The organism is Nitrospira sp. BLG_2, assembly GCF_049222245.1.
Map to the genome: position 1 here is coordinate 1 of NZ_JBLYIG010000279.1, position 6,974 is coordinate 6,974.

Genomic DNA, 6,974 nt, shown 5'->3' on the forward strand with positions numbered 1-6,974 from the left:
GGAATCTCGGGTGGAAATCGGCTAGAGGTCCGATCATTGCCTTCACCGATGACGATTGCATCGCGCAACCCAAGTGGCTCGAAACCGGCGGAGCGGCGCTTATGGAATCCGGGTCATCCGGCATATGGGGACGCATTGTCGTCCCCATTCCCGCAATCCCCACCGACCACGAGTTGAACACAAAGGGACTGGAACGAGCTCCCGGGGCGACGGCGAACTGTTTTTACCGCAAAACGGCGCTGGAAGAGGTTCATGGCTTCGATGAGCGATTTACAGCGGCCTGGCGGGAAGACAGCGACTTACAGTTCATGTTGCTGGAGCGCGGGCACCGAATGATGAGTTGCCCGCGGGCGATCGTGCTTCATCCGGCTCGTCCCGCGCCATGGGGCATCAGCCTCGGCCAGCAACGCAACAACCTTTACAACGCCTTGCTGTACAAAAAACATCCGGGTCTGTATCGCTCATTGCTTCAGCGACAGCCACCATGGCGCTATTATGCGACCGTGGCGGTCTTGCTGCTCGCCGTCGCAGCCGTCGTTGTCCAGTGGACATTCGGCGTCTTGCTTGGGCTGGCATTGTGGCTGGGGATGACGGCCTTATTTTGCACGCGACGTTTACGCGCGACGTCTCGGGAGCCGAGTCATATCCTTGAAATGGCGGTGACGTCGGCGCTGATTCCTCCGTTGGCCGTGTTTTGGCGCCTCCAAGGCGCATGGCGGTTTCGGGTCGCATTCCTGTAGCAAAGGCGAGACCGCCGGTTCATTCACGATCATGGGCCTCAAGAGCCTGAAACCTTGTGTGCCGATCAAACGGCTCAACATGGGGTGTGGTCCTCGCCACATGCCCGGATGACTCAATGCGGACCTCCACGTGGGTCCCGGGATAGATATAGTGGCCATGCGCATGCTTCAGGACTTGCCCTATCTGATATCCCTGTCGCCCTACGCGAGTTCAAACGCGTCCTCATTCCGGGAGGTGTGCTGAGATTGGGATTGCCCGATTTGGACAAGGCGATTCGGGCCTACATCGCCGGCGATCATGGCTATTTCTACATACCGAACTGCGCGGATGGTTCCTTCACGGCTTCGAATACTGATCATCTCCCCGCACTGCGACGACGCCGTGTTCGCCTGCGGCTCGTTGCTCCAAACCTATCGTGGCTCCACTGTCGTGACGGTCTGCGCCGGGGGCCCGGACCCGAACGACTCTTTGACCGAATGGGACCGTTCAAGCGGCTTTCAAGTCGGCGACGACGTCATGGCGCTCAGGCGCCGCGAAGATGCACGAGCGTTGTCCCTGCTCGGCGCCTATGCCCTCTGGTTGCCGTTTTACGACAGTCAATATCAGACCCCGGCATCTTGCTCCGACGTGGTACGAACGTTGTCCGTGGTGATCGAGACCGTGTCTCCGCGTAGTCTATTCGTTCCCTTGGGCCTCTTTCATAGCGACCATCGGTTGACATCGGAAGCATGTCTTACCCTGAGGGACTGGTATCCCGGATTCACATGGTACTTCTATGAAGATGCCCTGTACCGCCGCATTCCGCATCTTCTGAACGAACGTCTTGCCCATCTCCGATCACGAGGCATCCGTGTCCGGCGGACTAATCTGGGCCCCTTGGCGGGCGAACGTAAATGGCCCGCCGTCCAGTGCTACGCGTCACAATTACGGGCCCTCACCACGCCAGGACGTCCGGGTTACGAGGATGTGTTTCTTCCGGAACGATATTGGATGATCCAGCCGTGACGGAAGACGACCTTCATTTCCGTAGAGGTCACCGTGACGATCGAGTGAGCGTCGTCGTCTTGACCTACAATCGCGAGCAAGAGCTGTTGCGTACAGTCGATCGACTTGCGCGGCTTCCGGAAGATCCGACCATCATTGTCGTGGATAATGCGTCCTCCGATGGGACTGCCGCAAGGATTGAAGCCAGCTATCCGGCTGTGCAGGTTTTACGAATGAATACCAATATGGGCGCTGCGGCGCGCAATGCAGGGATTCGGCATGCGGCGACGAAATATGTCGCTCTTTGCGACGATGATACCTGGTGGACGGAAGGATCGCTCCGAGCAGCGGCGGACGTCATGGAGCGCCACGCTCAGGTCGCGGTTGTCACAGCCAGAGTGCTCGTTGGTTCTGACCAGCGCGAGGATCCGACATGCCGCGCCATGGCGAAGAGTTCACTCCCCCGCTCCGCCGATTTACCGGGACCCGCGATTCTTGGCTTCCTCGCCGGAGCATCGATCGTACGCCGCTCCGCTTGGTTGGAGGTCGGCGGCTTTGAGCCCCGCTTGTTCCTGGGAGGGGAAGAGGCCTTGGTCGCTTATGACCTGGCCGAAGCCGGATGGTCGATGTTGTACCTCGCCGGAGCGACCGTGCGACATATGCCGTCATCGCATCGAGACACCGCGCTGCGCCGGCGTCACCTGATTCGCAACGCCTTGTGGATCGCATGGATGCGGCGGCCCTCTGCCTCCGCGTGGCGGGAAACCTGGCGAGCGTTGGTACGATTGAAGACGGACCCCGTCGTTCGAAACGGCTTTCTTGATGCGCTGAGAGGGCTGCCATGGGTCTGGCGTCGGCGGCGTGCGATTTCTCCGCGTGTCGAGACTCTCATCCGGATGCTCGAACGGGGCGACAGCCTTAGCCACGTTGGAGGCGAACCATTCACGCAGCAAGCCCACACCTGAGCTGCCGAGAAGACGCGCCATGCCGGAAGCGCGTCACGTCTTACCGTTCGAGAAATCCGCGCGCCGTGAAAGCCAACGCCGTAACCACCACACGGCGGTCACCATCACGATGGCCGACCCGGCCAGGACGAGATAGCTCCCAAGACCCGGAGCGCGCAGTGCGGTCGTCACTTGGTCCATGAAAACGGCGATGGCCAGCAGACCGGGCAATTCGCCGAGGACGGTTCCCAACAAAAAGTCTCTGGTTCGAATATGTGTGGCTCCCGCGAGCATATTGATTACGGTAAACGGGGCGACCGGTATCACCCGCACGGCAACGATTGCCAACACGCCTTTGGCGGCCAAATTGCGGCTCAAACGATGCAGGCGAGAGGACCAACGCTCAACCAGCTGCCGTCCCATCAAGCGGCCGAGTCCGAACGTCGCCAGCGCGCTGAGCGTCATTCCAATGAAACTGTACACAAACCCGTGCAGCGGGCCGAACGCCAGCACGGTGACCGTGACAAGCACCGTGACCGGCGCGACGACAAGCCCCCCGATCACGAAGGATCCTATGATGACGAACGGGGCCGCCGGGCTGCGCTCGAATGCTTCCGCATAGGCCAGGAGCCGTGACAGTTCCATCCACTCTCCCAGCGGTGACCACCGCCAGGCCGCCGCAAGCCCAGCCACAATCAGCAGCACCGTTACACCCATGACCATCTGTCGATGCGCCGAGGACCGAATCTCGACAGGCACAAGTTGAGTCTCATAGGGTCGGCTCGGGTCGATGAACTCATCATCAGGCACCAGCTCATCGACTTCCGGTGGAATATTCTTGTCGAACACCTCAAGCGTCCGATCTCGTCCGCGAAGAGCCTCCACGGCGGCGATCAACCTCGAATGGTGCCGCAGTGCCTGGGCCACCTCCTCGCGGGATACATCCAAATGTTCGGCAAACAGTCGATTGCGGAAGGCGGCGATGCCGGTTTCCACTCTTGTATCGCCCGCGGCATGGACGGCCAGATCGCATTCGGTATCGAATCCCAGGCTGCGATTGCTCATATTCGCCGAGCCGACGCGCACATACGTATCATCGATGAGGCAGACCTTGCTGTGCACGCTGATGCACCGTCCTTCCGCGTCGGGCACACGAGGATAGTACATCGCCAACCGATGATGGCGATCGACCGACCGAAGCTGCTTGAGCGCTCTCCCGCGCAACACATCCATCGTATGTTGTTCCAGCCATCCATCACTGCTGGGATGCAGGATCATGACGATATCGGGTCCATCTTCGCGCTGTAACAATTCCGTTAGAACCTCGACCAACACCTTAGAGGTAAAGTACTGAGTTTCGATATAGATGCACCGGCGCGCGGCTCGAAACAGATCCATCAGCAACCGCTCCACTTCGCGCACTGGAGGCTGGTCTGCAGCGGCCGACATCGTGCGCGCGATGGCGACCTGGATCTCCCGCAAATCAGGCTGGACTGAAACCGGCCACGGACTGTGGACCCTGTTGGGCGGAGGCGGGGACGGCCGTTCCCCTGTCGCGACTTCCCAGCGCGTCCATGCCAATTGCCCCAATGCCGCCGCCGCGTCGCCGTCAACCAGCATCTGAACATCGTGGAACGGACGGCACGGCGTGCCGTCGGACAGCATTGTTCTGTCCGGATGATCCATGCGGTGCTCCGACGTATCCCATCGGCATTGAGCGAAATCGAAGCCGCCTACAAACGCGACAGCGTCATCCACGACCACCACTTTTTGATGTTGAGAGGCTCCGACGGGGTGCGCGCCGTCCTTCCAAAAATGGAGGCGCCGATGGGCCAAGAGACGTTGGGGAAGCCACCACTGCCGCTCCTTGAAATAGATGACGTGGAAGTCCCAGACCAGAACATAAATATGCAGCCTCTTACGCCGCACGAGGAGAGCGCGAAGAAACGGACCCAGGCGATCCGGATAACCATCGGACTCACGACCGATCATCATGCGAATACGCGTATCGAAATCCCATCCCAAAATATAGATGGAATGCTCTGCGGCAAGAGCCGCCTCGCGAAAGGCGGAGAAGTATTCTTCGCCGTCGATCAAGAATGCCGCTTGCTCCGCCCGCTCCACGCGCCAACAATTCCGTCCAGGCTCGAACCGGATGTTCGCGCGATGTATGCGCGACTCCTCGCTATGAGGCGCGAGGCGATCGGCCGTCGATCCATCGAGGCCGTTGAGAGCAGGAGAGGAATCGTCAGATCGTGTTTCCCGATCGATTTCCTGTATAGCTATGTCCCGTTCGTCCCTGGGCATATTTATCCTGTGCTTCTCCTTCCTTAATCGGAAATTGTGCAAAGCTGATGCCCTCGAACGGGCTCATCGAGTTGATGCTCTTCAGCGCTCTGTTCCGGTGCACGGACAGAATGTCTTGCGTCATAAGACATCGTGTCTTGTAAATCAGACGCAAGCTCTGCCGCGTTTCGACATTGTCGACGCATGGTGAACAATCCTGTGTATTTCAGCGATCCATCGTCCTCTCCAAAGGGGTCTGCATTTTGCACCGAGTCTTGGCTAACTGCTTCACCAAACTTTTATTGAAGGAGGCCTCATATGAGGATACGACAGACATGCGCGTACATGCTGATGACCGGCGGAATACTCTTGTTCGCCGGCGGCGCGGCCCAGGCGGACCAATCAAAGAGTGGTTCAAAAAGTGGAACTCAATCGGGTAGCACAATGGGCAGTGGGTCAGGAAGCGGATCCGGAACCACCGGTGGATCGAGCGGAACCATGAAGCAAGGTCACGAATCGTCGGGCAAGATGGGGAAAGATTCATCCGTGATCACCGAAGATAATCCTGGCGGTATTGTGACTCGAGGAGGACGAGGGGACATCCCTAGTTCGAGCAAAGTTGACCCTCATGCCACTGACCAGAGAGATGATCTCACCAAGTCAGGACCGGGGGGCGTCGCCGGCAGTCAGGGCTCATCCGGGAACACGGGATCATCGGGTAGCATGGGATCATCCGGCGGCACAGGGTCATCGGGCGGAGGTGGAGGATATTAGCCGAGCTGTATCGTGTGGTTCCCTCGCACTGAGGCAGGAAGACGCGAGTTCACCTGCCTCAGTGCATGCATGCCGGAGGAATCATGATTGAGTCACGATCACCACATCGCGCTCATCGTTAGCTGTGACGTTAGCAGCCTAGGATTCTTTCAGCGCTTTTTTCGGCTCTACGGAGAGTGAATCAGGTATGTGAGAGTTTTTTAACCGGTCACCATCCTTGAAGTCCATGTCCCCATGAAGCGCAGGACGAAGTTCTGCTGTGAAAGGAGTATTCGTATGCCCGAACAACAACGCCCTCCTCAACAGCAAACAAGACAACCGGGCATCGAGTCCGAGATGACGCCTCGTCCAAAGGCAGAGAACCGCGTGCACCATGGCACGGGCAAACTGAGCGGCAAGGTCGCGCTCGTCACCGGCGGCGACAGCGGTATTGGACGAGCCATCGCTATCGCCTTTGCCCGCGAAGGAGCGGATCTTGCCATCGCCTATCTGGATGAGCACAAGGACGCGGAAGAAACCAAACGCCTGGTCGAGCAGGAGGGTCGCCGTTGTATGGCCGTCGCCGGAGATGTCGGGAGCCACGAGCATTGCATGCAAGCCGTGCGCACCGTACTACGGGAGCTGGGCCGGCTCGACATAGTGGTCAACAATGCGGCTGAACAGCACCCCCAAGACACCCTCGACAAGATCACGCCGGCTCAACTTGAGCGGACGTTTCGCACGAACATCTTTTCCTATTTCTTCATGGCGCAGGCGGCCCTTCCGCATCTTGCGGAAGGCGCAAGCATCATCAATACCACGTCCGTGACCGCCTATAAAGGAAGCCCTCAGCTGCTGGACTATTCCTCGACGAAAGGCGCCATCGTGTCGTTCACCAGATCGCTGGCCTTGGCTCTATCCGAGAAGAAGATCCGCGTCAATGCCGTGGCGCCCGGTCCGATTTGGACGCCGTTAATCCCCTCGACATTTCCGCCGGACAAGGTCGCCACGTTCGGATCGGACGTTCCGTTGAAACGCGCGGGCCAACCGGAAGAAGTCGCGCCTTGTTATGTATTTCTCGCGTCGCAGGACGCCTCGTACATGACGGGACAGGTTTTGCATCCCAACGGAGGGACCGTCGTGAACGGTTAGCAGGATGCGAAGCCGAGGGCGCCCGCACATGTGAGGCTCCTTATGCGTTGCTTCGCGGACCTTGTTGCCGCCTCGCTGGGAAAGATTTTTGAACATCCTGCGGCTATACGCAAT

Annotated in this window: 6 protein-coding genes; 5 read left to right on the plus strand and 1 reads right to left on the minus strand. The window is 59.0% G+C overall.

From position 1 onward, the window contains the following. The 3 genes from ACOSYY_RS07670 to ACOSYY_RS07680 form a co-directional block, all read left to right on the plus strand. Positions 1-740, plus strand: a 740-nt coding sequence (locus ACOSYY_RS07670; RefSeq protein ID WP_421661678.1) for a glycosyltransferase family 2 protein, incomplete at its 5' end; no start/stop codon positions are given. 328 nt (positions 741-1,068) lie between these two features. Further along, complete coding sequence (locus tag ACOSYY_RS07675; protein WP_421661679.1) at positions 1,069-1,746, plus strand: PIG-L deacetylase family protein; 678 nt, start codon at positions 1,069-1,071, stop codon at positions 1,744-1,746. Next, entirely contained in the window at positions 1,743-2,690 is a 948-nt protein-coding gene (locus tag ACOSYY_RS07680; protein WP_421661680.1) for a glycosyltransferase family 2 protein, read from the plus strand. Before ACOSYY_RS07675 ends, ACOSYY_RS07680 begins: the two co-directional genes overlap by 4 nt. Before the next feature lie 33 nt (positions 2,691-2,723). On the opposite strand, the gene ACOSYY_RS07685 is transcribed toward ACOSYY_RS07680, so the two are convergent. Further along, on the minus strand, positions 2,724-4,976 hold the full coding sequence (locus tag ACOSYY_RS07685) for a VTT domain-containing protein (protein ID WP_421661681.1): 2,253 nt from the start codon (positions 4,974-4,976) through the stop codon (positions 2,724-2,726). A gap of 297 nt (positions 4,977-5,273) precedes the next feature. Between ACOSYY_RS07685 and ACOSYY_RS07690 the strand changes: the two genes are divergently transcribed. Further along, positions 5,274-5,729 (plus strand): hypothetical protein, encoded by a 456-nt coding sequence (locus tag ACOSYY_RS07690; protein ID WP_421661682.1) that lies wholly within the window; start codon positions 5,274-5,276, stop codon positions 5,727-5,729. Between the two features lie 276 nt (positions 5,730-6,005). Next, positions 6,006-6,860 (plus strand): SDR family oxidoreductase, encoded by an 855-nt coding sequence (locus ACOSYY_RS07695; protein ID WP_421661683.1) that lies wholly within the window; start codon positions 6,006-6,008, stop codon positions 6,858-6,860. Positions 6,861-6,974 lie beyond the last annotated feature (114 nt).

Excerpts from the sequence above, each read along its gene's own strand:
- ACOSYY_RS07675 (WP_421661679.1), top strand. The coding sequence starts at position 1,069 with ATGGTTCCTTCACGGCTTCGAATACTGATCATCTCCCCGCACTGCGAC.
- ACOSYY_RS07685 (WP_421661681.1), bottom strand. The coding sequence starts at position 4,976 with ATGCCCAGGGACGAACGGGACATAGCTATACAGGAAATCGATCGGGAA.
- ACOSYY_RS07690 (WP_421661682.1), top strand. The coding sequence starts at position 5,274 with ATGAGGATACGACAGACATGCGCGTACATGCTGATGACCGGCGGAATA.
- ACOSYY_RS07695 (WP_421661683.1), top strand. The coding sequence starts at position 6,006 with ATGCCCGAACAACAACGCCCTCCTCAACAGCAAACAAGACAACCGGGC.